General features: G+C 57.4%; 22 protein-coding genes and 1 tRNA gene. 8 read left to right on the top strand and 15 right to left on the bottom strand.

The genetic code is table 11. The annotated features are described in order from the left end of the window. The first annotated feature begins 3 nt into the window (after window positions 1-3). Window positions 4-795 carry an amino acid ABC transporter ATP-binding protein gene (locus AC2FJ6_RS12615; RefSeq protein ID WP_269149813.1) on the top strand — a complete coding sequence of 264 codons (792 nt, stop codon included), beginning with the start codon at window positions 4-6 and terminating at the stop codon, window positions 793-795. A 46-nt stretch (window positions 796-841) separates the two neighbouring features. On the opposite strand, the gene AC2FJ6_RS12610 is transcribed toward AC2FJ6_RS12615, so the two are convergent. The 12 genes from AC2FJ6_RS12610 to rpmH all read right to left on the bottom strand — a co-directional run bounded on the left by AC2FJ6_RS12610 (window position 842) and on the right by rpmH (window position 11,320). Next, window positions 842-1,339 (bottom strand): SixA phosphatase family protein, encoded by a 498-nt coding sequence (locus AC2FJ6_RS12610; RefSeq protein ID WP_170773649.1) that lies wholly within the window; start codon window positions 1,337-1,339, stop codon window positions 842-844. Then, on the bottom strand, window positions 1,336-2,022 hold the full coding sequence (locus tag AC2FJ6_RS12605; RefSeq protein ID WP_170773650.1) for a ferredoxin: 687 nt from the start codon (window positions 2,020-2,022) through the stop codon (window positions 1,336-1,338). Before AC2FJ6_RS12605 ends, AC2FJ6_RS12610 begins: the two co-directional genes overlap by 4 nt. A 19-nt stretch (window positions 2,023-2,041) precedes the next feature. Next, complete coding sequence (argB, locus tag AC2FJ6_RS12600) at window positions 2,042-2,905, bottom strand: acetylglutamate kinase (protein ID WP_170773651.1); 864 nt, start codon at window positions 2,903-2,905, stop codon at window positions 2,042-2,044. A 60-nt stretch (window positions 2,906-2,965) separates the two neighbouring features. Continuing rightward, the gene (gene yihA, locus AC2FJ6_RS12595; protein WP_170773652.1) at window positions 2,966-3,619 is read right to left on the bottom strand and encodes a ribosome biogenesis GTP-binding protein YihA/YsxC; all 654 of its coding nucleotides are present in this window, start codon (window positions 3,617-3,619) and stop codon (window positions 2,966-2,968) included. Continuing rightward, complete coding sequence (locus tag AC2FJ6_RS12590) at window positions 3,616-4,353, bottom strand: MOSC domain-containing protein (RefSeq protein ID WP_170773653.1); 738 nt, start codon at window positions 4,351-4,353, stop codon at window positions 3,616-3,618. The genes yihA and AC2FJ6_RS12590 overlap by 4 nt, the downstream gene beginning before the upstream one ends. Then, window positions 4,350-6,179: a membrane protein insertase YidC gene (yidC, locus tag AC2FJ6_RS12585; protein ID WP_170773655.1), complete on the bottom strand. Its 1,830-nt coding sequence runs from the start codon at window positions 6,177-6,179 to the stop codon at window positions 4,350-4,352. Before yidC ends, AC2FJ6_RS12590 begins: the two co-directional genes overlap by 4 nt. 123 nt (window positions 6,180-6,302) lie before the next feature. Continuing rightward, window positions 6,303-7,835 (bottom strand): putative bifunctional diguanylate cyclase/phosphodiesterase, encoded by a 1,533-nt coding sequence (locus AC2FJ6_RS12580; protein WP_170773657.1) that lies wholly within the window; start codon window positions 7,833-7,835, stop codon window positions 6,303-6,305. Window positions 7,836-7,906: 71 nt separating this feature from the next. Beyond that, window positions 7,907-8,800, bottom strand: a complete 894-nt coding sequence (gene ttcA, locus AC2FJ6_RS12575; RefSeq protein WP_170773659.1) for a tRNA 2-thiocytidine(32) synthetase TtcA — start codon at window positions 8,798-8,800, stop codon at window positions 7,907-7,909. A 44-nt stretch (window positions 8,801-8,844) separates the two neighbouring features. Continuing rightward, complete coding sequence (locus AC2FJ6_RS12570) at window positions 8,845-10,461, bottom strand: acyl-CoA dehydrogenase family protein (protein WP_170773661.1); 1,617 nt, start codon at window positions 10,459-10,461, stop codon at window positions 8,845-8,847. 42 nt (window positions 10,462-10,503) lie between these two features. Further along, entirely contained in the window at window positions 10,504-10,740 is a 237-nt protein-coding gene (gene yidD, locus AC2FJ6_RS12565; RefSeq protein ID WP_496669231.1) for a membrane protein insertion efficiency factor YidD, read from the bottom strand. Next, window positions 10,737-11,159, bottom strand: coding sequence for a ribonuclease P protein component (gene rnpA / locus AC2FJ6_RS12560; protein WP_170773665.1), 423 nt, complete (start codon window positions 11,157-11,159; stop codon window positions 10,737-10,739). Before rnpA ends, yidD begins: the two co-directional genes overlap by 4 nt. A 26-nt stretch (window positions 11,160-11,185) precedes the next feature. Next, on the bottom strand, window positions 11,186-11,320 hold the full coding sequence (gene rpmH / locus AC2FJ6_RS12555) for a 50S ribosomal protein L34 (RefSeq protein WP_005980833.1): 135 nt from the start codon (window positions 11,318-11,320) through the stop codon (window positions 11,186-11,188). A gap of 296 nt (window positions 11,321-11,616) precedes the next feature. Between rpmH and AC2FJ6_RS12550 the strand changes: the two genes are divergently transcribed. From AC2FJ6_RS12550 to AC2FJ6_RS12535, 4 genes are all read left to right on the top strand, one after another. Continuing rightward, a complete protein-coding gene (locus AC2FJ6_RS12550; RefSeq protein ID WP_170790539.1) occupies window positions 11,617-12,348 on the top strand; it encodes a TVP38/TMEM64 family protein in 732 nt (243 codons plus the stop codon). Between the two features lie 4 nt (window positions 12,349-12,352). After that, window positions 12,353-13,771, top strand: a complete 1,419-nt coding sequence (locus AC2FJ6_RS12545; protein ID WP_170773669.1) for a dihydrolipoyl dehydrogenase family protein — start codon at window positions 12,353-12,355, stop codon at window positions 13,769-13,771. 18 nt (window positions 13,772-13,789) lie between these two features. Next, window positions 13,790-15,172 (top strand): sensor histidine kinase, encoded by a 1,383-nt coding sequence (locus tag AC2FJ6_RS12540; protein ID WP_331252122.1) that lies wholly within the window; start codon window positions 13,790-13,792, stop codon window positions 15,170-15,172. Window positions 15,173-15,236: 64 nt separating this feature from the next. After that, a tRNA-Arg gene (locus AC2FJ6_RS12535) sits at window positions 15,237-15,313 on the top strand. A 479-nt stretch (window positions 15,314-15,792) separates the two neighbouring features. Here the strand turns inward: AC2FJ6_RS12535 and AC2FJ6_RS12530 are convergent. Both AC2FJ6_RS12530 and AC2FJ6_RS12525 read right to left on the bottom strand, forming a co-directional pair. After that, on the bottom strand, window positions 15,793-16,710 hold the full coding sequence (locus AC2FJ6_RS12530; RefSeq protein ID WP_480833387.1) for an ImmA/IrrE family metallo-endopeptidase: 918 nt from the start codon (window positions 16,708-16,710) through the stop codon (window positions 15,793-15,795). A 10-nt stretch (window positions 16,711-16,720) separates the two neighbouring features. After that, entirely contained in the window at window positions 16,721-17,041 is a 321-nt protein-coding gene (locus AC2FJ6_RS12525) for a helix-turn-helix domain-containing protein (protein ID WP_480833388.1), read from the bottom strand. Between the two features lie 138 nt (window positions 17,042-17,179). Between AC2FJ6_RS12525 and AC2FJ6_RS12520 the strand changes: the two genes are divergently transcribed. After that, the gene (locus tag AC2FJ6_RS12520; protein ID WP_170753510.1) at window positions 17,180-17,419 is read left to right on the top strand and encodes a DUF2188 domain-containing protein; all 240 of its coding nucleotides are present in this window, start codon (window positions 17,180-17,182) and stop codon (window positions 17,417-17,419) included. A gap of 54 nt (window positions 17,420-17,473) precedes the next feature. Further along, a complete protein-coding gene (locus AC2FJ6_RS12515) occupies window positions 17,474-18,139 on the top strand; it encodes a hypothetical protein (protein WP_480833389.1) in 666 nt (221 codons plus the stop codon). A 42-nt stretch (window positions 18,140-18,181) separates the two neighbouring features. Here the strand turns inward: AC2FJ6_RS12515 and AC2FJ6_RS12510 are convergent, their stop codons facing one another. Further along, entirely contained in the window at window positions 18,182-19,723 is a 1,542-nt protein-coding gene (locus AC2FJ6_RS12510) for an anti-phage dCTP deaminase (RefSeq protein ID WP_480833390.1), read from the bottom strand. A 79-nt stretch (window positions 19,724-19,802) separates the two neighbouring features. Here AC2FJ6_RS12510 and AC2FJ6_RS12505 point away from each other — a divergent pair, with 79 nt between their 5' ends. Further along, window positions 19,803-19,964 carry a hypothetical protein gene (locus tag AC2FJ6_RS12505; RefSeq protein WP_480833391.1) on the top strand — a complete coding sequence of 54 codons (162 nt, stop codon included), beginning with the start codon at window positions 19,803-19,805 and terminating at the stop codon, window positions 19,962-19,964. Window positions 19,965-19,992 lie beyond the last annotated feature (28 nt).

The raw sequence follows: 19,992 nt of genomic DNA, 5'->3' as shown, positions 1-19,992 counted from the left end.
CACATGTCTGAACTTGCAGTAGAACGCGAAATCGACCGCTCGAAGATGCAGGTGAGCGACGAGGTCGCCATCGAAATCAACGGCATGAACAAGTGGTACGGGTCTTTCCACGTGCTGCGCGACATCAATCTGACCGTCAATCAGGGCGAGCGGATTGTGATCGCGGGGCCGTCGGGCTCGGGCAAATCCACTCTGATCCGCTGTCTGAATGCTCTGGAAGAACACCAGCAGGGCACGATCGTGGTGGACGGGACCGAGTTGTCGAATGACCTTAAGAACATCGACAAGATCCGGTCCGAGGTTGGCATGGTGTTCCAGCACTTCAACCTGTTCCCACACCTGACCATTCTGGAAAACTGCACGCTGGCCCCGATCTGGGTGCGCAAGACGCCCAAGAAAGAGGCCGAAGAGCGGGCAATGCATTTCCTGGAAAAGGTGAAAATTCCCGATCAGGCGCTGAAGTATCCCGGTCAATTGTCGGGTGGTCAGCAACAGCGTGTGGCGATTGCGCGCTCGCTTTGCATGATGCCGCGGATCATGTTGTTCGATGAACCCACTTCGGCGCTGGACCCCGAGATGATCAAAGAGGTGCTAGACACCATGATCGAACTGGCCGAGGAAGGTATGACCATGCTGTGCGTCACGCACGAGATGGGCTTTGCCCGTCAGGTCGCCAACCGTGTGATCTTTATGGACGCAGGCCAGATCGTGGAACAGAACGAACCCGAAGAGTTCTTCAACAACCCGCAAAGCGAACGGACAAAGCTGTTCCTCAGCCAGATTCTGGGCCACTGATCCATTCGAAATTTGGGAAAGGGCGGGGCTTTGGCCTCGCCTTTTTCTATTCGAGCAGTTCGCGCGGAATGGCGAAGTCCTGAACGCCCCCGCTGTGCCAGTCTATGTCGGCCCAATCGGTGATGCCAAAGCGGATGATCGTTGTGGCGCCTGTGGGATAGTCGTGAAACCGCGCATGATCCGGCGCGCGTCGTACGATACGGCTGGTAAATTCGGCAATACCGGGATTGTGGCCCAGCATCAGCACCGTGGGCTCGGTCGCCCCGGACAATTCGATCAACATCTCTTCGGGCTCCGCCAGATAGAGCGTGCGATGAAAGCAGATTTTTTCCGCTTGCAACCCCATCCGGTCCCAGGTCTCGCGCGTGCGGGCTGAGGTCGAGCTGAGAACCTCGTCCGGGACAAGGTTGTGCTGCTGCAACCATGCACCAACCGCTTGGGCGGACTTCCGGCCTCGTTTGTTCAAAGGACGGTCATGATCGTCAAGCGTTGGATTGCCCCAACTGGATTTTGCATGCCGGGTCAGGATCAGCGTCAGGCTCATGACGGGTGAAAGGCCCGCATATGGTGCGCGGATTGTTCCGGGTCGCGGCCTGCACCGGCGCTCAGAGGGCAGGCCAGCCGCGCCTGACAACCGCCGGACATGCAGGTCTGGCCTTCGACGGTGGACAGGTGGTCATGGCATGCGGCCACGTTGTAGAATTCGCGGCTGTTTAGGGCCTCCACCGGACAGGAAGTCACACAAGGGGCTGGGCAGTTCGTACAGGGAGAGAGATCAGAGACCTCGGGTATGTAAAATTCCTGCTCAAAATGCAGGGCACCCCGATATGAGATCATCATGCCCACGGTATCATGTACCAGCGCGCCGACCGGACTGCTGAACGTGCGGCCCGATTTCAGTGCCCAATCGATGAACGGTGCATAGGGTGGGCCACCAAACGGGAAATGTGCGGTAGCGCCCAAATCCCGCGCCATCTGGCCAATAACACGGGTCGACCATTGGTCCACCGGGTCAGGTTCCTGCCATTCCGGTGCGGCTTTCAGAACGCGCCAGAAGGCTGAGCCTGCGCCCAGTAGAACCAAAGTGCCCCCGTCCAGTCCTTTGGCCTCGCTGATCCGGGGATGCGTTGCGCCCATCACGATCAGGCCTGCCTGATGCGCCACGCGCCCCACCCAGCCATAGCTGATCGCTGTGCGATAGGCTGAGGCTGGTGGAAGTGCGGTCATCTCTTTTTGGCTCTTTGGGTCAGTCAGGGCGGATCAATGACCCGGCGCCATGCTCGGTGAACAGCTCCAGTAGTACCGCGTTTGGCGCGCGCCCGTCCAGAATGACCACCGCTCGCACGCCGCTGTGTAGCGCGTCCAGCGCGGTTTCGGTCTTGGGGATCATGCCGCCCGCAATCGTGCCTTCCAGGGTCATTTCGCGGATCTGGCCGGCTTTCAACTCGGTCACGACCTCTCCGGCGGCATTCTTTACGCCCGAGACATCGGTCAGGAGCAGCAAGCGGTCCGCCTTCAGCGCCGAGGCGATCGCACCGGCGGCGGTGTCGCCATTGACGTTGAATGTCTCACCCCCGCGCCCGGCGCCCAACGGCGCGATCACTGGTATCACGTCATGGGCAAACAAATCATGTAGGATTTTCGGGTCCATCTGCGACGGAGAACCTACGAACCCCAATGAAGGGTCTGTCTGCTCGCAGATGATCAGGTTGGCATCCTTGCCCGACAGGCCCACGGCAGTGCCGCCCTGGCCGTTGATCGCCTGCACGATGCGCTTGTTCACGAGGCCGGACAAAACCATCTCGACCACTTCCACAGTCGGTTTGTCAGTGACACGCTTGCCGCCGACAAATTCAGACTGGATGTCCAGTTTATCCAGCATCGCGTTGATCATCGGACCGCCGCCATGGACGATCACCGGGTTCACCCCAACCTGACGCATCAGCACCACGTCGCGGGCAAAGCTTTCCATCGCTTCATCACTGCCCATGGCGTGCCCGCCCAGCTTGATGACGACAATTGCCCCGTCATAGCGTTGCAGATACGGCAAGGCGCTGTTCAAAGTGGCAGCGGTGGCGATCCAGTCCCGGTTCATATCTCGTGTCTTCATGGCTTAGGTCCCTCTGACGTTCCGTGTTAGGGCCTTTGCACGGTGCTGCCAAGGGGCAAGCTATTCCAGATTGGCGATGATCGAACGCAAGGTCGGAATCCCGTCACCCTTTTCGGACGACGTCAGCACAATCTCAGGGAAGGCGGCAGGGTGTTTTGACAGCGCGCCGCGCACCTGATCTAGCACCTTTTCGCGGTCCTTGGCCTTGACCTTATCGGCCTTGGTCATCACGCATTGAAAGGTCACGGCGCTGGTGTCCAGCAGCTTCATGATCTCGGCATCGACCGGTTTCACGCCGTGGCGCGAGTCTATGAGGACAAAGGCCCGACGCAGGGTTTGACGCCCGCTCAGGTATTGTTTTAGCAGCCGCTGCCATTTCTCGACCACCTTGACCGGCGCGTTGGCATAGCCATAGCCGGGTAGGTCGACCAGATACAGCTCGGGGCCTTGGGTGAAAAAGTTGATCTCTTGCGTGCGGCCCGGCGTGTTCGAGGCACGCGCCAATCCTTTGGTGCCTGTCAAAGCGTTGATCAGGCTAGATTTGCCCACGTTCGAACGACCCGCGAAACACACCTCGAGCCGGTCGGGTGCGGGCAGGCCGTCCATGGCGACCACGCCTTTGACGAACTCGGATTCGCCCGCAAAAAGTTTGCGGCCACGTTCTTGCGCGAACTCATCCGGTGTTTCGGCTAGGGGAAAGGGCAGGGTGTTCATAGCGGTTGAACCTTGTCGCCCGGCTTGACCTCGCCGCCCTGGATCACTTCGGCGTAGACGCCAAAATCCTGATGATCCCATGTGTTCAGGGCCGCCAGCGTGTCAGCGTCGCGCTGCCCGGTATCCGGGTTCGCGGTTGTCGCAAGGCAACGGGTGATCCGTTCACGCACATTCAGAACGGCCTGACCGATCTGAATGTCGCGGCCCAGCCAGTCAAATTCTTCCCACAGGGGCAAGCCGTCGAACCAGATATTGCCGCGCCAGCGAATGGGGGACAGCTCCTGCCCCAGCTTTTGCTCGACCGCGCGATGTGAGGCCATGTTGCACAGGCTGATCGAGGGGAAATCGCTGTCGGTCATGCCGCGCCCGGGCACTCGGACAATCCGGGTCGAGGCCGCGCGGTCTACAGGCATCAACGGTTTGACCCAATCCAGAAAGACATCCTGCTGCGTGTCCGGCTGAAAGCGCAGCTCGGGGCGATCGGGATGGGTGAGGGTGACGATGTCACCGTCGGTCCGGGCCGAGATTGCCATCAGTGACGGTGCCTTGGCCCCGCGACTGAAATTTGGGCACGGCACCCATTCGGACCCATCGGCCTTGGACGCCTCATGCGCGACCGCCCAAACGCGATCCCCGGGCATGGTCTGCCCGGGGTTCAGAGTGACGGTCTGGACGGCCTCGCGGCCATGGCTTTTGATCGGATGCCGCCAGAGGCTGGTTACTTCACCGGTCATTTGTCATCCGCTTTTGGCGTGCGCTTGAAGCCTGATTTGATGTTGCCGAACACATCCGGTGTATAGCCCTGGCTGCGCATGATCAGGTATTGCTGCGTGAAAGTGATCGTGTTGTTTGCAATCCAGTAGACGACCAGACCGCTGGCAAACCCACCCAGCATGAACATGAAGACCCAAGGCATCCAGGCGAAGATCATCGCCTGCGTCGCGTCAGTTGGGGCCGGGTTCAGTTTCTGTTGCAGCCACATCGAGATACCCAGAAGCAATGGCAGGATACCGATGAAGATCAGCGCCATGAAGCTTTCAGGTTGCGGCGCCGCCCAGGGCAACAAGCCAAACAGGTTCATAATCGAGGTCGGGTCCGGCGCGCTCAGGTCTTGGAAAGGGCCGAACCATGGGGCCTGACGCAGTTCGATGGTGACGAAAATCACCTTATACAGCGAGAAGAAGATCGGGATCTGCAACAGGATTGGCAAACAGCCCGCGGCGGGGTTTACCTTTTCCTTCTTGTACAGCTCCATCATGCCTTGCTGCATCTTCTGGCGGTCGTCGCCTGCGGCCTCTTTCAGGGCCTCCATCTGCGGCTGCAGCTCCTTCATCTTCGCCATCGAGACGTAGGATTTGAACGCCAGCGGGAACAAGATGGCTTTAATGATCAACGTCAGGCCGATTATCGACCAGCCCATGTTGCCAATCAGCGCATTGATGTTGTGCAGCAGCCAGAAGATCGGCTTGGTCAGGAAATAGAACCAGCCCCAGTCGATGCTGTCGATGAACTTCTGAACGCCTTCAGCCTGATATTCGCGAATGGTTTCCCATTCCTTGGCGCCCGCGAACAGACGGGTCGTAACCTCTTCAGTCGCGCCGGGGGCTACAGACAATGTCGGAAGAACGGTTTCGGTTTGGTAAATCTTGCGGCGCGCATCGTATTTGGCGGCGGCTTTGAAGGCCGATCCTTCTTCGGGGATCAGGGTGGTCATCCAGTAGTGATCGGTGAAGCCAACCCAGCCGCCTTCCTTGACCTGAAACACCTCGGCCTGCGCACGTTCATTCGGGTCGATGTCAAAGTCGCGGACATCGCCATAGTCGATCTCGTCCAGCACGCCATCGGCCATGACCATGACGCCCTCGTGCAGGATGAAGAAGTTCTTGAGACCGGGCAAATCGCCATCTTCGCCGATCCCGTGACGGGCTAGGATGCCATAGGGGGCCATGCCCACTTCGGCCTGCGTGTTGTTTTCCACCGATTGGGTAACGTCGAACATATAGTTCTCGTCCACCGAGATGGTCCGGCGGAAGGTCAGGCCGTTGCCATTATCCCATTTCAGAGTGACCGGCGTGTCGACGCCCAACGTCTCACCGCTTTCCAGCGTCCACAGCGTATTGGGCCCCGGAACATCGGTGCCTGCAACACCTGCGCCAGGCGCCCAGCCGTACAACGCATAATAGGCCGATTCCGATCCCACCGGGGACAGTAGCTCCACAATCGGTGCGCCTTCTTCGATCGAGACTTTGTAGTCCTTCAGGAATAGCTCATCGATGCGGCCACCTGACAGGGATAGGCTGCCTTCCAGGCGCGGTGTGTCGATCGCAATGCGCGGTGCTTCGGCATCAGGCAGTGTTTCTTCCGCTGCGGCTGTTGCCTCGCCAGTCGTGCCTGCATCCGACGCGCTGGGCGTCTGAACCTCGGTCGCGTCGGTGGCGCTGATCTCGGCCTGATCGGGCAGCGTCGTTTGTTCCGGCGGCGGGAACAGCACGAACCAAACGAGGATCACGAGAAAGCTGAGCGCGGTTGCGAGGATGAGATTCTTGTTCTGATCGTCCATCTGGGACAGCCACCTTAAGCAGTGAAACACACCCGGTGGGTTCAACAGAGTGCAGCCCCAAAGGTCAAGCGGATTCGCCCGTCAAACCGCCGCAGAGTGCGTATTTGTGGTGCAATTTTGCGTTTATGGGCCGGCTTTGCGACCAATCTTGGGCACACCGTTCAGCTTGTTCTGATGGGCCGTGATCCAGTCGAACGTGTTTTCGAAGGGCATTGGCTTGCCAATCCCGAAGCCCTGAACATGGTTGCAGCCCAGCTGAGCCATCAGTGCGTGTTCGCCCGGCGTTTCGACCCCTTCGGCCAGAGTTTCGACGTTCAGCCGCTCGGCCATGGTCAGGATGGCGCTGACCAGCTGCTGCTGGCTGGCATCCCGATCTGCCTTGGCCACAAAAGAGCGGTCGATCTTGATCCGAGAAACATCAAAGCGCTTGATCGACGCGATTGAGGCATGCCCCGTCCCGAAATCATCCAAATCAATGCAGCACCCCAGTTTCGACAGGCTAGTCACGTTGCGGGTAATCACGTCATCGGGTCGGCGCGAGAAGACGGTTTCCAGCACTTCAACGGCCAACCGGTCAGGGGTCAGGTCGTTTTGGTCCAGCTCCCATTTCAGCCGGTCGATCAGCGCTGGGTCGCGCAGCTCATCTGAGGAGAAATTCACGCCGATCCGGGGCACAACGATCCCGGCATTGTCCCATTGACGCATGGCGGCGAAGGCGTGGTGGCGCATGGTTTGGCCAAAACGCTCCATTAGACCCGCCTGTTCGGCAAAAGGCAGAAATACATGCGGGCTCAGCACGCCTTTTTGCGGATGCTCCCAACGTGCCAGCGCCTCGAACCCGGTGACGCGGCCGGTATCCGTCGAAATCTGAGGCTGAAACCAGGGTCGAATCTCGCCACTATCCAACGCGGAATCAAACTCGCGCCGCAGGTTGGCCCGGATGCGTGAGCGGCGCCGCGTTTCGCTTGAATAGGCGCGGATGGTCGAGGGGCCATTTCTTTGCGCCTCATCCAAAGCGGCTGAGGCAGCATCAATCCACGCCTCAAACCCATCATTCCGGATGCTGGACAACAGGCTGAACCCGATCGAGCAAGACAGGTAAATGCCAGTGCCGTTCAGCACCACGGGTTCTTCGATAGTGGCTTGAATGCGCCCCGACATTTGGATGCAAGCTTCAAGATCAAGATGCTTGGACGGGTTTAGCCCGACTACGATTTTGTCCTCATCCAGCCGGGCGGCGATATCATGAGCGCGGATCACCGACAGCATCCGGCTGCGGAACTGATCAACCACATGTGCCGTCGCTGCGTTGCCGTGCAAATCCTCGAATTCAATGTACCCGTCCAGCGCCACAATAAGGCAAGCCGAATCGTCACGCGTGGTGGCAGTGGACCTGAAAAACCCCTCCATCCCTGCGGCAAAGCTGTCGAGCGGGATCAACCCGCTGGGCACGGTTTGGTCGCCGGGTGTTGTGGCCAGCGCGGAAAATGCCGCCAGTAAAAGCGGCAGGGTCAAAGCCACAGTAACCAAAGCCCGCTCTCCCCCCATCCAGAACGCGGCCAGGCTGATCGCAGGGGCAAAGGCCAGCGCGGGCGGGCCGCTGAGGGCGGTGGTCAGAACATTGAGAGCTTTTTCAACCGGGATACGTTTCCACATTGGTGTTCCGGGCCTTTCCCTTGGGCATCGCACGCTTGGGAAAACCGTAGAAAACCATTCTGAGTCAGACGTTAACGCAGACGCGGAATTTCATCCGAATTTTCGTCATTTTTTCCGGGGCGCAACGCAAGGCCTTGAAAATCGAACAATTTCGGGTCCAGCAGATGCGAAGGCCGAGCGTTGGTCAGGGCGCGGAACATCACCTGTCGGCGACCGGGGCTGTTCTTTTCCCACTGATCCAGAATCTGTTTCACTTGCTGGCGCTGTAGCCCGTCCTGACTGCCGCAGAGATCGCAGGGGATGATGGGATAGTTCATTGCGTTGGCAAATTTCTCGCAATCGGCTTCGGCCACATGGGCCAGCGGGCGGTAGACGAACAAGTCGCCTTCTTCATTCACCAGTTTCGGCGGCATCGTGGCCAGACGCCCGCCGTGGAACAGGTTCATGAAGAACGTCTCGAGGATGTCGTCGCGGTGGTGTCCCAAAACGACGGCCGAACAGCCTTCCTCACGCGCAAGTCGATAGAGATTGCCACGGCGCAGACGCGAGCACAGCGCGCAATAGGTGCGCCCCTGCGGAACCTTGTCCATCACGACGGAATAGGTGTCTTGATATTCGATCCTATGGGGCACGCCCATGCGGTCCAGAAACTCGGGCAGTACGGTGGCCGGAAAACCGGGTTGACCCTGATCCAGATTGCAGGCCAGCAGATCGACGGGCAGCAAGCCGCGCCATTTCAACTCGTATAGAACTGCCAGCAGGGTATAGCTGTCCTTGCCGCCGGACAGGCAGACCAACCATCGCGGCGGTTTGCCGTCTTTGTCATGGGCCGACGGGTCCACCATCCCGTATTGCTCGATGGCTTCGCGGGTTTGGCGCACAATGCGCTTACGCAGCTTCTTGAACTCGGTGGTCGAGGGCGCACCGGAAAACAGCGGGTGGATATCGTCAGCTTCGTCAAACATGCGCAGCCCCTACAATAGTTGCTGCAACCGGGCAAGGGCGGCGCTTAGCCGAGGCGGGCCAACAGGGCTTCGGTGTCCAACCCTCGAACCGACCCGGGCACCCGACCGCAGTCGCCGGTCAAGCGCGTCGCGATGAACCCATCGGCCACGGCAGGCGGGGCGTGGCGCAACAGCAGTGAGGCCGTCAGCAGCAGAGCGGTGCGTTCCGCAAACCAGCGGGCCTCAGCCTCGGACGGGAGGTCAGGCCAGCGTTCTCTATGATCCCGCAGGGCCGCATCATATCCTCGATCCACGCCTTTTGCTGCGTCCATTTCGGCGCGCAGCACTTCGGCGGCCAAAGGTTCACGCGCCAAGGTCCGCAGGATATCAAGGCAGATCACATTGCCTGATCCCTCCCAGATGCCATTCAGGGGTGCTTCGCGGTACAGCAGAGGGAGGGGCGTATCCTCGACATACCCCATGCCACCCAGTATCTCCATCGCTTCGACCACGACCACGGGACAGCGTTTGTTGTTGAGAAACTTGGCCAGCGCCACGCCGATACGGGCAAAGGCGCGGTCTTCCGGGGTTTGCCCGTCAAACGCTTGGGCCACGCGCATCCCAAGGGTCACTGCGCCCTCCCAATCCAGCGCCAGATCACTTAGAACGGCCCGCATCAGGGGCTGGTCGATCAGGCGGCGTTGAAAGGCGCTGCGGTGGCTCACCCAATGATGCGCCTCGGACAGGGCTGCGCGCATCAACCCGGCAGGGGCCATCGCGGTGTCCAGCCGCGTGTGATGCACCATCTCAAGGATCGTGCGAATGCCCGCGCCCTCGTCCCCTAACTGATAGGCCAGAGCGTCGAGATATTCGATCTCAGCCGAGGCGTTGGCGCGGTTGCCCAACTTGTCTTTCAGGCGCATGAGGTGGATGGCGTTGCGTTCGCCCTCTAGCCAGCGTGGCACAAGGAAACAGGTCAGCCCGCCCGGTGTCTGTGCCAACGTCAGGAACCCGTCCGACATCGGCGCCGAGCAGAACCATTTATGCCCGCGCAACCGCCAATGATCGCCGTCCCGCGTGGCGGTGGTGGTATTGGCGCGGATATCCGAGCCGCCCTGTTTTTCAGTCATCGCCATACCCAGCGTGGCGCTTGTCTTAACGCCAATCGGCGCAATGGACGGATCGTAGTGTTGCGCGGTCAGTTTGGGGACCCATTGTGCGGCAATCGTTGTATCAGCGCGCAGCGCGGAGATGGCGGCGTAGGTCATCGTCAAAGGACAGCAATGGCCGGGCTCGACCTGACTGGCCAGATAGACCATAGCGGCATGGGTCGCGTGGCCGCCGGGTTCATCATTCCACGGTAGGGCGGCATATCCAGCGCTTTGGCTTAGCTGCATCAACTGGTGATAGGCGGGGTGAAAATGAACTTCGTCCAGACGTCGCCCACCACGGTCGAACAGGCGCAGGTGCGGTGGGCGGGCATTGGCCGCGCGCGCCGCCTCGTGTATTTCGGGCATTCCCAAAGTTTTGCCATATCGGGCAAGCGGCTCGGAACACCCTTTGGCACGGGTCACACACTCTTGCAGCACAGGGTCCGCAGCCCATAGGTTGATTGGATCGCGATCGGGTGGTTGGTTGGTCACTTCATGGGTTGGCAGGGTATCGCGGGCGGGTGTGGTCATGGGCTGAGTGTTCCGCCCGCAACCCGTCTGGTCAAGCCTGACTTAGCGATGGTCGGACTCATCTGGCACTGGGTCATATCCGGTACCGCCCCACGGATGACATCGGCCAATACGGCGCGCGGTCAGCCAGGCGCCTTTGATGGCCCCGTGCTTTTCCAGCGCTTCAAGCGCATAGGCCGAGCAGGTAGGTTGATAGCGGCAATTATGGCCAACCCAAGGGCTGAAGATCTGGCGATAGGCCTTGACCGGCAGGGCAAAGACGCGCGCCAGCGGGGTCATTTCCGGTCACTATGGATTTTGCGCAGCGCATAGCGCAGATCGCCTAACAGCGCGTCATAGGGGCGGTTCGCCGTCACCTCGGCGCGGCCAATCAGGACATAATCCCAACCGTCGTGGCCATGCACCGGCAGAACGGCGCGTGCGGCCTCGCGCAGACGGCGTTTGGCGCGGTTGCGAGCGACGGCATTGCCCACCTTCTTGGAGCAGGTAAAACCCACGCGAATCCCCGATCCTTCGTCCAGGGTGCGCTTGCGGGCCTGTACCATCATCGACGACGTCCCCTGCCGCCGCGCGCGGGCCGCCTTCAGGAAATCGGATCGCTTCTTGAGGATGATCACAGGTGCAGACACGCAAACGGACGCCGCCGGAGGCTTGCTGGGCTGGACTGAACCATCCTCAGGGGCCTCCGGCGGCGTCATGTTCATAACCTGAAAGGTCGAGCGGCTTACGCGCTCAGCGACTTGCGGCCGCGTGCGCGACGTGCGTTCAGGATTTTGCGGCCGGCCTTGGTGGCCATGCGCGCGCGGAAACCGTGGCGGCGTTTGCGAACCAGGTTCGAAGGCTGATAGGTGCGTTTCATCGCTCCGTCTCCAATCTATAGCGGTCGGGTGCGGCGCAGATTCGCCTTGCCCTAGTGTTCGAAGCCCGTCCTCTACTGGGTGGCGGGGGGTAAGTCAAACCCTTAGGTGGGGGTTTTGCCGCCTTTTGCAACAATTCTGGTATCCCACCGGGACAAACGTTTCAAAATGACAGTGTTGCCCTTTTATTCCGTCACATTCCCTGTGGTCAAGATCAACGCCGCGTGAGGGGCCTGTTGCGCAGGCACTGGACAGCGCATGTTGTGTGCAGATGAAACGCACAAAACCGGACACAGACATGAGCGATACAACACAGGTCCCGCGCAGCGGGCTTGCGCGCCATATTCCCTTGCTGGTGATCCTTGCCGTTGCGGTGGCGGGGTTCTTCACCTTGGGCGATTACCTGACCTTTGAGACCCTGCGCGATAACCGCGAATCCCTGCTGGCATGGCGAGATGCAAATTACTGGGCCATGGCAGGTGCATTCGTGGTGATCTATATCGTGATCGTTGCCTTTTCACTGCCGGGCGCCGCCGTAGCCTCGATGACCGGAGGGTTCCTGTTCGGCTTATTTGCAGGCACCGTGTTCAACGTGTTTGCGGCCACCATTGGCGCATCGGCGATCTTTTTGGCGGCGCGATGGGGGTTGGGCGAATCTCTGACCGCCAAGCTGGAGTCATCCGAAGGGACGGTCAAAAAGCTGAAGGACGGGCTGCGCGAGAATGAAATCTCGGTCCTGTTCCTGTTGCGCCTCGTACCGGTGGTGCCGTTCTTTGTGGCCAATCTGGTGCCAGCACTGGTGGGCGTCAAATTCCGAAATTTCCTGTTCACCACCGCGCTGGGCATTATTCCGGGCGGCATCGTTTACACTTGGATCGGTGTTGGTCTGGGTGGCGTGTTTGACCGGGGTGAGACGCCTGACGTGTCCCTGCTGTGGGAGCCGTTTGTAATTGGGCCCATCATCGGTTTGTGTGTGCTGGCGGGATTGCCCATCGTGATCAAAGCTGTGCGCGGCAAAAAGGACACCTGATCTTATGCAAGAATTGAAGACGGATATCCTGGTGATCGGCGCCGGGTCGGGTGGCCTGTCGGTTGCGGCCGGGGCCAGCCAGATGGGCGCAGATGTGATCCTGCTGGAGGGCCACAAGATGGGCGGAGACTGCCTGAACTTTGGCTGCGTGCCCTCGAAGGCGCTGATCGCCAGCGGTAAGGCGGCCTATGGTCAGGCGCATTCATCCGCGCTGGGCGTGGCCGATGTGGCGCCGCAGGTGGACTATGCCGCTGCCAAGGATCACGTGCACGATGTGATCGCTCAGATCGAACCGATGGACAGTCAGGAGCGGTTCGAAGGCTTCGGCGTCAATGTGATCCGGGAATATGGTCAGTTCGTCTCGCCCACGCAGGTGCAGGCGGGCGATCATCTGATCACCGCGCGGCGGGTGGTAATTGCGACCGGTTCCTCGCCGCTGGTGCCACCGATCCCCGGTCTGGATCAGGTGCCGTACTATACCAACGAGACGATCTTTGACCTGCGCGACAAACCCGAGCATCTGCTGATCATCGGCGGCGGCCCCATCGGGATTGAGATGGCGCAGGCACATATCCGGCTGGGCTGCAAAGTTACCGTGATCGAAGGAATGCAGGCGCTGGGCAAGGACGACACCGAGGCGGCCGAGATCGTGTTGGATTCGTTGCGCACTGAGGGTGTCGAGATTCACGAGCAGGCCATGGTCGCACAGATTCGCGGCGCGGACGGCAAGGTCGAGGTTGTGACCGAGACCGGCCAGATTTACTCGGGCTCACACCTGCTGCTGGCCGCTGGGCGCAAAGCAAATACTGACCGGCTGAACCTTGAGGCAGCGGGGATTGAACCCACACGCACCGGTATCAAGGTGGATGACGCGCTGCGCACCACAAACAAAAAGGTCTACGCCATCGGAGACGTGGCAGGCGGCCTGCAATTCACTCATGTAGCGGGCTATCACGCGGGTATCATCATCCGGTCGGCCCTGTTTGGCCTGCCCTCCAAGGCGAAAACTGCGCATATTCCCTGGGCCACCTATACCGACCCCGAATTGGCGCAAGTCGGCCTGACCGAGGCGCAGGCCCGCGCGCAGCATGGCGACAAAGTGGAAATCGCGCGCTTTGACTACCACCACAACGACCGCGCCATTTCCGAGCGTAAGACGAAAGGCTTTATAAAGGTCATGGTCGTAAAAGGCCGACCCGTGGGGGCCACAATCGTAGGGCATCAGGCGGGGGAATTGATCAACTTGTGGTCGCTGGCCTTGGCGAATAACCTGAAGATGGGACAGATCGCCGCGATGGTTTCGCCTTATCCGACGATCGGAGAGCTTAACAAACGCGTGGCGGGTGCCTATTTCTCGCCAAGGCTGTTTGAGAATCAGACAGTTAAACGAGTGGTCGGGTTCGTCCAGCGCTGGCTGCCCTGACTGGGAGGAGAGTACAAAGTGAACTCGCTGTCGGGCCGATTTCTGATCCTGACCACGGTCTTCGTCATGTTGGCCGAGATCCTGATCTTTGTCCCCTCGATAGCGCGGTTCCGAGAAGATTTTTTGTTGAACCGGCTAGAGCGCGCCCAGATCGCGTCGCTGGCGCTGTTGGCCGATGACATGCTGGCCGATGATCTCGAGGCCGAGTTGCTGGCCAATGCGGGCGTCTACAACGTTGTTTTGCGTCGCGATGAAGTGCGGCAGCTGATGCTGTCTTCCCCCATCCCTGAACAGATCACCAAAACTTATGACCTGCGCGACGCAACCCCGTGGATATTGATCCGCGATGCGGTCGCGCGTCTGTTCACTCCGGAAAACGAAGTAATCCGTGTGATTGGTGAGCCGGTCAAGGGCGCCGGTCTGTTGATCGAAGTGACCACCGACAGTATGCCTTTGCGCATGGCGATGACCGATTACGGGCTGCGCATTCTCGGGCTGTCTTTCGTGATCTCAATCATCACCGCCTTTTTCCTGTTCCTTGCCGTGCGCGTAGTTCTGGTGAAGCCGATCAAGGGCGTGGTTGGCTACATGCAGCGCTATGCCGGCGCGCCCGAGGACGCGCGCGGGATCATCTCGCCCAATTCCAAGGTGACCGAACTGCGTGAGGCCGAGGAAGCGTTGCAACAGATGCAGACCGAACTGACCCACGCGCTGAAACAGCGCGAGCGTCTGGCGCAATTGGGCGGGGCGGTGGCCAAGGTCAGCCACGATTTGCGCAATATCCTGACCTCGGCCCAACTTTTCACAGACCGGATTGAATCCAGTGATGATCCTTTGGTCCGTCGCATGGCGCCTAAGCTGGTGAACTCGATCACCCGCGCGGTGTCATTGTGCGAAAGCACGCTGGCCTTTGGCCGGGCCGAGGAACCGGCCCCCACGCTGACGATGGTCCCCATGCGCGCCGTCGCAGACGATGTCGTTGCAAGCGAGCAGTTGGCCGTCGCAGGCGGGTGCGTCGAGATCGTCAACGAAGTACCCGAGGATCTGATCGCTCGTGCAGATCCCGAACAGATTTTCCGGGTGATCATGAACCTTGTGCGCAATGCGCGTCAGGCGCTTGTGGCCGCTGGGAAGCCCGGTAGAATCACGATTGCCGGATGTGAATATGAAACGAACTGGTGCATCGAGATACGGGATAACGGACCGGGATTGCCGCCCAAGGCCCGCGAAAACCTGTTCACGCCCTTTCAGGGTGGCGTGCGCAAAGGCGGCTCGGGCCTGGGTCTGGCAATTTCGCAGGAATTGGTGCGCGGTCACGGCGGCGACCTCGTTCTGGCCGAGACGGGCCCGATGGGGACTACCTTTGAAATCCGCCTGCCGCGGGGCGATGTGACTTTTTAAAATATTTTTGCAGAATCGGCTTGCACGTCCCGAACACGAGGTCTAAACAGCGCCTCACCAACGCGGACCGATAGCTCAGCTGGATAGAGTACTTGACTACGAATCAAGGGGTCGGGGGTTCGAATCCTCCTCGGTCCGCCACTTGGTGATTGTGTCAGGCGACACATAGTTCTGCCACCAGCGACAGAACCTTGCCATTTTCGCCTCACTTCCTTCATCCAGCACCTAGACCGATTTCAATGATCCTGACTTCCCTTTTGGGAAAATCAGGGCTGATTGGCAGATCAGACGCCGAAGGCGCCTGTCCCTGCTGATCTGCCACGTGGCGAACGCGGATGGGGGCGAGGCAATGCTATTCGACAATGGTGGTGCGGCCCGCGGGCGTAGCTGAGGACACGGTGTTGTCTAATAGGGTTGCCCGAGGGGGAAGGCAGCGTCTTACCCCTGACGGCCAGAGGCGTTTGGCTCGTCCAAATCCCTCTGGCCCAGAACAAGAGCGGCTGGACGAGCTACATTGTCACAAGTAGGGTGCAAATCAGCCTAACTATGCCAAAAATAGGCAGAAAACAGAAGTATGCTACGCGTGTGACTTGCTTGGGGTGTAAGCACCCAAGCTGGCTTTAACGAGAGGCTCGGTTGAATTGATCGACGGTGTCCCAATCACTTGGGTCTTCGTCGGTGTTCAAGGACGGTGTTGCCTGAAACTGCAATATCGAAATTGAAATATCTAGAAACTCAGACCGAAGGGTTAGCTCTTGCAGAGTCTCTGAACCCCGGCTGAAAAACCACACACCCTTTGGACGTTCTACGGGTGTGTCAGACAGAAAACCTCGGCTCGAGCTATCGATTTCGCCGATAACTAACTCTGGTAGAGCCATACCGGATCGCACAAATATTCCACTTTTATATGCAGATTTGCTCGCGCGCCCCCAGAGCGCAAATCCGTCTCGTGAAACCACCATTGCAGCTCGAGTATCCGTAAATTCGATCCATTTTAGCGCTGCGGCAGTGAGCGACACACCGTATCTGTCGGTCACATGGTCAAGCATCTCCGCTGACATGTTTTGACCAGAGACCTGCGCGCGGTAGTCATCAATCGGCATCAACAGAAAGGAAGCAAAGGTATCGGCTTCTTCCTCTCTTTGTTGCTCAGATTCCTTCCACGCGTTGCTCTGCATCGGCTTGCATTGGAAAAGCGTATCGTTATCCAGTGCCCCAGACCTGTAGTTTTGTTCCGTAAGAACCGGTCGGTGCAGTTGATAATGTCCTAGCTCGTGGGCCATCGTGAAACGGTTACGTCCATCGTACCTGGGATCGTTGTTGTAAACGATATGCCATGCAGGTCTTTTTGAATGAGGCCGTAGCATTCCTTCAAACCCAGGAAGATCGCCCCCGACCACTTTATCTATTGGGTCGGGATTGTTCTTGGAAATTTCTTTAGCCAACAACGCAACATCGACAGGGAACCTATCCTCACCCAATGTCATCTTTAGCAATGTGGAAAGCCTAATAGCTTCTTTCTGCGGAGCTCTTTTCATCCAGCGTCAGTCAATCTTCATCTAAAGCGTCTAAAAACTTCTGCATCTGGCGTCGTTTTGCGGCATCTTGTTTCATGTACTTCCGGTAAAAGGCTTGGTCGCGTGCATCTTCAGCATCGGTGACGCTTGTGCCTTGCAGTAGGTAGTCAACTGTTGTTTCCAAGGCGGTTGCAATGCGCGCTAGCTTTTCAGCAGATGGCCTCGCGACATCCTTATTTTCAATTTCCCAGACATAGCTCTTACTCGAGTCAATTCTTTTTGCGAGCCCTTCCAAGGTCATAGAGGCTTCTTTGCGAAGCTGACGAATGCGGTCTCCGAGAGGTGTGGGCATCGGAACACTCCACTTATTTGATGGTTCGGTATTACCATACTTTTTGATCTTGACTTACACCACCCCCTAATTTACCGATTGGATGTTCGTTATTGCGAACTATGATTCTTGCTAATGCGTGAATAGAAGGAGGTCGCCATGACCAAAAGGAAAGGACCAGACAGCCATCATGTTGTCCCAAACCCAAAAGGAGGGTGGGACGTCAAACGAGGCGGTAGCAGCCGCGCCACCAGTCACCACGACACCAAACAAGCTGCCGTTGACAGTGGCCGGCAAGTCAGCCGAAATCAGGGAACCGAGTTTCGAATTCACAACAAGGATGGGCGGATCGCTCAAAGCGACAGTCATGGAAATGACCCGCATCCGCCTAAAGGTTAACTTAAGCGGTCTGGAAAGGGAGGAGTCAGACCACACTTCGTTGGGAGGCACCAGATGTCTTTTCGAAAAATACACTTACGCAAATTGCTAGCTGCTTTTGGCTCAACGGAGCCAAAACAAGTCAGTATGTTACGTGCTGATATACGATCTGAGGTAGCCAAGGAGATCGGTAAAAGAAGCGGCGGAGGTGACTTTCACGTTCCATTCTGGTCCGATGCTAAGAGCTACGTGCTTGATGGTACCGACTTAGCGCTGCGCACCGAAACGCGAGTTGCCTCGAACAAGCAACGTAAGCGATTGTACCCAAGTCTTCACGAAGGCTTTATGGACTGGTGGCTTAACAAAAAACGTTTCAACAACGAGGCAATAGTTCCGTATCCGACTGAGATAAAAGCGCAGTTCGCAGTTGAAGGGCTGGACGCCACGGTGAAAGTTGAGAATTTCCTAGGACTTTCTGTCGGCAGCCAAGAAAAGCGATTTATCTACCCCTATTTTGCAGAGAAGCCCGCCCTATCGGAGAAAAATGCACGTTTGGGTCTCTGGTTAATCTCAAAGGCGTTCCCAAATCATCAAATTGATGACTTCAGAATACTCGACGTTCTACGTGGGACATCTTTCTCACCAAAAGACTGCCGATGGCAGGGCAACGAAGACGCAACCTTCGAGTTGCTCTACGGAAAACTGCTAAAGCGGTGGGAAGAGCTAAGAATGGAATATTGAGTTGGTGAGGTTATGGTGAAGGAACTCGTTTAAACAAGCAATCTAAGCATCTTCAGCTTGTTGACTGCTGCTAAGAAGATGAGGCGCGCTTGAACCGACATTTTCTTTAATGGATTTTTGGAAAAGTACTTCGCGTGAAGTGTGGCCTTGATCCAGTTTTTCGATGATGGGCTGCGCGGTATCTGCATCCCACGGCTTTACATGCCCAGACTTGTCTTTCAGCTTCGACTTTGAGAATAGGTTTTTGTACCTTTGAGGCGTTATTCCTACAAACTGTTTAAACATAACCTTGTCAGTATCAGGCTTCTTTTGATCGATATCGATTGAGTCAGGATACAAGTCATCCGCAAAGCTTTTGGCGTAAGGCTCAAGGTAGAAAACCTCATGAACACCAGTTGCCACTATGTGCTTAGCGCAGTTGTGACATGGGAACGTTGTACAATATAGAGTCGAACCGGCCAAGCTGAGCCCCAATCGTGCAGCAGAAGAAATTGCCGCCATCTCAGCGTGCACAGCGCGGCCATATTCTAGAGTATCCAAAACTTGAGCCTTTTTTAGAGGAGCATCTTTTGAATCCAGGAACGCCCCAGCGATCGCCGTGTCATCTTCAAAATTCCTCTTAAGTTCACCAGAACGTGCCAGTCTTTGTACAATATCCACTACCATCTGGCGTTTGCGGATAGTGTTTGGATCTTTCCCAAGTGCAACATCTCGACCATCTTCGCCATCTTCAGGCCAGTAAGTTCCGCCGAGTGGCTTAGGCGCTTCGTTGTATCCGGTCGAAATCACATCGCTATCTCTAGAGATAGCCGCACCAACTTGACGAGCCGTGTCGCAGGAAGTCAACGATGTCTGATACGCAAGGTTCAAGAAAAATTCGCCTTTTGTTGGAGAGATGACAAAGTTTCCGAACAATGCGAAGAAGAACCGCTTTAGAAGTTTTTCGAGCTGTTCCCCATCAGAAGTGTCAACAACTACATCTGCAAGTGGGAACACATCGCTCACGCGCTGACCATGTCGCACTGAAGTTTCATCGTCATCGACGGTTACTAGCTCCATGGCCGCTGCCTGCCACTTGCTTGATTTTGGGGTGTCAGAATGGCCGTCCGCAATTTTCTGAGCCAATGTTTGTTTCAAGTGATCCGCTGGCGAGTGACAAGAAACCAAAATAAACTGTTGTCCATAAATTGATCGCAGTGCCGCGACTTCTTCGGGTCGCTTGATCTGATCAATAATGTATGCAGTGCGTCGAAGTGGTAAATTCGCGTTGCTATCGATGTTTTTTTCTCGCCGGATTGCTCGAATCCGTTCAATTGCGTATGACACAAAAAAATCGTCGCGAGTGCTTTCTTTACGCACTTCGTTGCACGCCTTGATGTACGTCTGATAACGCTTCTCAATAGGTGTTTCGGTGATTTCGAAACGGCGATTGGGATCTTTGACATAGTCCGTAAGTTTGATGTGGTGATGCTGGTAGTGGAGGCTGTGGAGTGTTTCTTCGATGCGTTTTATGACCATAGGCATGTCTGTGCCCAAACGTCCTACAAGACCAACTACAAGTTCCACATCTACGACTTTTTCCATAAACGATACCTCAAATGATCGCGTGACACGCTAGTGTACGTGTGTAACAGTGTCTACTATATCTTGACAGGGAGAGACCATGCAGAACCGAGAACAGGCCCCGCAGTTCGATTTCTCAAGCTCTTTTGAGCAGACCCTAAAGGACTACGAACAGACTTCCGAAGCGACACAAGCCGACTTTGAGCGCGCCCAAGAATGGCGTGAGAGTCAGGAAAAAGAAAACGTTGTAGAGATGAAATGACCTCATAAGTGTTGAGCTAACTAATAGC

Source organism: Ruegeria sp. CDSA089, from assembly GCF_059612205.1.
This window is presented reverse-complemented; position numbering and strand designations above follow the sequence as displayed.

What these genes read in the sequence shown, in the direction of transcription:
- AC2FJ6_RS12615 (WP_269149813.1), top strand. Translation starts at nt 4, where the DNA reads ATGTCTGAACTTGCAGTAGAACGCGAAATCGACCGCTCGAAGATGCAG.
- AC2FJ6_RS12610 (WP_170773649.1), bottom strand. Translation starts at nt 1,339, where the DNA reads ATGAGCCTGACGCTGATCCTGACCCGGCATGCAAAATCCAGTTGGGGC.
- AC2FJ6_RS12605 (WP_170773650.1), bottom strand. Translation starts at nt 2,022, where the DNA reads ATGACCGCACTTCCACCAGCCTCAGCCTATCGCACAGCGATCAGCTAT.
- argB (WP_170773651.1), bottom strand. Translation starts at nt 2,905, where the DNA reads ATGAAGACACGAGATATGAACCGGGACTGGATCGCCACCGCTGCCACT.
- yihA (WP_170773652.1), bottom strand. Translation starts at nt 3,619, where the DNA reads ATGAACACCCTGCCCTTTCCCCTAGCCGAAACACCGGATGAGTTCGCG.
- AC2FJ6_RS12590 (WP_170773653.1), bottom strand. Translation starts at nt 4,353, where the DNA reads ATGACCGGTGAAGTAACCAGCCTCTGGCGGCATCCGATCAAAAGCCAT.
- yidC (WP_170773655.1), bottom strand. Translation starts at nt 6,179, where the DNA reads ATGGACGATCAGAACAAGAATCTCATCCTCGCAACCGCGCTCAGCTTT.
- AC2FJ6_RS12580 (WP_170773657.1), bottom strand. Translation starts at nt 7,835, where the DNA reads ATGTGGAAACGTATCCCGGTTGAAAAAGCTCTCAATGTTCTGACCACC.
- ttcA (WP_170773659.1), bottom strand. Translation starts at nt 8,800, where the DNA reads ATGTTTGACGAAGCTGACGATATCCACCCGCTGTTTTCCGGTGCGCCC.
- AC2FJ6_RS12570 (WP_170773661.1), bottom strand. Translation starts at nt 10,461, where the DNA reads ATGACCACACCCGCCCGCGATACCCTGCCAACCCATGAAGTGACCAAC.
- yidD (WP_496669231.1), bottom strand. Translation starts at nt 10,740, where the DNA reads ATGACCCCGCTGGCGCGCGTCTTTGCCCTGCCGGTCAAGGCCTATCGC.
- rnpA (WP_170773665.1), bottom strand. Translation starts at nt 11,159, where the DNA reads ATGACGCCGCCGGAGGCCCCTGAGGATGGTTCAGTCCAGCCCAGCAAG.
- rpmH (WP_005980833.1), bottom strand. Translation starts at nt 11,320, where the DNA reads ATGAAACGCACCTATCAGCCTTCGAACCTGGTTCGCAAACGCCGCCAC.
- AC2FJ6_RS12550 (WP_170790539.1), top strand. Translation starts at nt 11,617, where the DNA reads ATGAGCGATACAACACAGGTCCCGCGCAGCGGGCTTGCGCGCCATATT.
- AC2FJ6_RS12545 (WP_170773669.1), top strand. Translation starts at nt 12,353, where the DNA reads ATGCAAGAATTGAAGACGGATATCCTGGTGATCGGCGCCGGGTCGGGT.
- AC2FJ6_RS12530 (WP_480833387.1), bottom strand. Translation starts at nt 16,710, where the DNA reads ATGAAAAGAGCTCCGCAGAAAGAAGCTATTAGGCTTTCCACATTGCTA.
- AC2FJ6_RS12525 (WP_480833388.1), bottom strand. Translation starts at nt 17,041, where the DNA reads ATGCCCACACCTCTCGGAGACCGCATTCGTCAGCTTCGCAAAGAAGCC.
- AC2FJ6_RS12520 (WP_170753510.1), top strand. Translation starts at nt 17,180, where the DNA reads ATGACCAAAAGGAAAGGACCAGACAGCCATCATGTTGTCCCAAACCCA.
- AC2FJ6_RS12515 (WP_480833389.1), top strand. Translation starts at nt 17,474, where the DNA reads ATGTCTTTTCGAAAAATACACTTACGCAAATTGCTAGCTGCTTTTGGC.
- AC2FJ6_RS12510 (WP_480833390.1), bottom strand. Translation starts at nt 19,723, where the DNA reads ATGGAAAAAGTCGTAGATGTGGAACTTGTAGTTGGTCTTGTAGGACGT.
- AC2FJ6_RS12505 (WP_480833391.1), top strand. Translation starts at nt 19,803, where the DNA reads ATGCAGAACCGAGAACAGGCCCCGCAGTTCGATTTCTCAAGCTCTTTT.